This window comes from Testudinibacter crocodili, assembly GCF_006228025.1.
Lineage (GTDB): Bacteria > Pseudomonadota > Gammaproteobacteria > Enterobacterales > Pasteurellaceae > Chelonobacter.
The window spans coordinates 1-2600 of the sequence record NZ_VDHF01000146.1 but is presented as its reverse complement, the minus strand read 5'-3'; the positions used below and the strand labels follow the sequence as shown (position 1 = coordinate 2600).

The window sequence follows — 2600 nt, the reverse complement described above, 5'->3', positions numbered from 1 at the left end:
ATAAAAAATAATCTATTTTTTTATTAAAAATCATTGTTACACCTGTTTGAATCTCACTTAGACTTAAGGAAAGATAACCATTCTTTAATAATATTTTCTTTACTATATTTCAAACTATTCTCTTTAGCATTCATAGACATATTATCATATTTTTCTTTTTTCATATTCGCTGCTTGAAATAAAATATTAGCTAAGCATTTATAATCGCCAACCTTACATAGCCACCCCGTTTTTCCTTCTTCAAGAATTTCTCTAGGTCCTACATCACAATCAAAACTAATAATTGGTAATCCAAAAGCTTGAGCTTCTATTAATACTAGTCCAAACCCCTCAAACCTAGAACTCATTACATAAAAAGATGCCTTTGCATAAAAGTCTTTAATTTTATCAGTTGAATTTTCAATAGTAACTGAAGACGATAAATTATTGTTTTGTATAAATTCTAAAAGATTTTTTTTATCTTCACCATCGCCAACAATTCTTAATTTCCAACCATTAGCCGTCAAAACTGGTAACGCTTCTTTCCATGCTTCCAATAAAAGATCAAATCCTTTTTGATATGTAAGTCTTCCAACAGCAAGAAATGTTTTATTATTTAGTTCTGGATGTAAATCTTGAGGTTTAAATGTTGAAGGATTAGGAATAGCTATAATATTAGCTCGTTGCCAAATAAGCCCTTTTTTCCAGAAGTGCTTATCTCTCTCAGTTAACGTTATAATATCATCAACAAATATACCTGCTAATTGGCGAGACAAATCTCTGGTTCTTTTTCCTAAGTTAATTTTAAAGTTGAAATGCTCCCAGCAAACATGTCTGACCTTTAGATTTATTAATGCTGGTATGGAATATAGAGACAGCATTGATTCAACATCAATCAAAATATCAAACCTACACTCTTTTATAATCTTACGTAATTTTAAAACATTTGAAAAATATGTTTTTTTAAATGATTCTCTAGTCTGATTTAGAGATAAAACCTTAATATTTTCATCTAGCGGAAAGAACGGAGTATCGCCAGCCCATAAATTAATAAAGGTTATTCTATAGCCATTCTCCAATAAGAGATTGGCTATATCTGTTGATACTCTTTCTGTACCGCCAGAATTATTTAAATTACCGACAAAAAAAACTATATTTTTCATATTATCACATTAATTAATAAACTAATTCTTATACAGCTGCTGAAATAAACTTATTAGAATCCAAAAACATAACACATACACTAAATATACATGCGACACTATACCCTATAGAGTATCCAATAATAGCACCATATGCACCATATAATGGTATGAAGTACCAATATGCGATCAGTGCGCCTAATAATACTAAAAGCCATTTAAATATTAGCATACGACCTAGTTGCATTCTGATAAAATATACATTCAACCCTTCATTAATAAAATACAAAGTCATTACCCATAAGAAATAAGAAAAGATAGGTATTGCCCCATTAAATTTATGCCCAAATAATAAAGGAATAATTATTGGAGATAAATAATTCATTATTACAGCTATCAGCAATGATACTACAACCATAAAAATAGTAATATAAATTATGTTTCTTTTGATATTTATTATACTCTTTTCGTATACAAATGCTGGAGCTAAAGACATTGCTAGAATAGGAGAAACAGCCACTATACTTAATAATAGTTGGTTTGCAGATGTATAAAGCCCAAGTGTTACTAAATCTGAAAAATGACGAAGCATAATTACATCTAATCTTAAAAAAGAATACATTAATAAAAGAGCTATAAAAAATGGAAATCCTTTTTTTAAAAGATAAAAAAACATAGGTTTAGAGAAATAAAAAAAATTACTTTTACTTATATTTTTATAAATACAAATCAACCCAAATGCTATAAATCCAGCTTCAAAGACCCAAGCAAAAGCATAATATATAGGATCTACCACATTAAAGAAAAACAGTAGAGCAACAATTAAACATTTTATAAGCGAAGTAGAAATGACCAATATAGTTTTAGGCTTAATATTTGTTTGTGACTGAAGCCATGCAGTAACAACTGAAAAGGCTTCACTAACTAATAATATTAACCCTAAAATTAATATTAAATAAAATTGTTCTCTAGTATTTGAAATATATACAAATGAAACTAAAAAAACATATGCTAAAATAGAAAAAAACAACCTTAGATAGAATGCATTACCTAAGATTAGCCGCCTCCGCTTTGCTGAAGCATTAACTAACATAGGAACAATAACCTCAGCTCCACATATAAAACTGATAGACATAAATACAAGTATTAAATTTAATGCATATTGGAATAACCCATATTGCTCAACTCCCAATCCTCTTGCCAATAAAGAGGTACTTAATAAAGCAAATATAAGTCTACTTCCATGCTCTAATAAAAGCCATCCGATATTAGAAACAATTTTTTTCATAATTGTTAATTTTGCTAGAAATAATTATAAAAATAATAGAAAATAGAACACCTAAAATCAGCCCTATTAACATAATCAGCGCTCTCTTCGGTTTATCTTTAGTAACCGGATAATCCGGTGAAGCCAAATAATGATAAGAACTCGCTGTGATTCCCTGTTCTGCTTTTTCTATCAATGGTATCAATAAAGAT

Annotated in this window: 2 protein-coding genes and 1 pseudogene; all 3 read right to left on the bottom strand. The window is 28.8% G+C overall.

Annotation, left to right across the window (positions count from 1 at the left end; all coding sequences use genetic code 11):
• Positions 1-53 precede the first annotated feature (53 nt).
• A complete protein-coding gene (locus FHQ23_RS11925; protein ID WP_139614515.1) occupies positions 54-1142 on the bottom strand; it encodes a glycosyltransferase family 4 protein in 1089 nt (362 codons plus the stop codon).
• Between the two features lie 28 nt (positions 1143-1170).
• The gene (locus FHQ23_RS11920) at positions 1171-2409 is read right to left on the bottom strand and encodes an oligosaccharide flippase family protein (protein WP_139614514.1); all 1239 of its coding nucleotides are present in this window, start codon (positions 2407-2409) and stop codon (positions 1171-1173) included.
• Positions 2390-2600 (bottom strand): annotated as a pseudogene (locus FHQ23_RS12655) (LPS O-antigen chain length determinant protein WzzB); the annotation flags it as partial. The gene FHQ23_RS11920 and the pseudogene FHQ23_RS12655, both read right to left, overlap by 20 nt.

What these genes read in the sequence shown, in the direction of transcription:
- FHQ23_RS11925 (WP_139614515.1), bottom strand. Translation starts at nt 1,142, where the DNA reads ATGAAAAATATAGTTTTTTTTGTCGGTAATTTAAATAATTCTGGCGGT.
- FHQ23_RS11920 (WP_139614514.1), bottom strand. Translation starts at nt 2,409, where the DNA reads ATGAAAAAAATTGTTTCTAATATCGGATGGCTTTTATTAGAGCATGGA.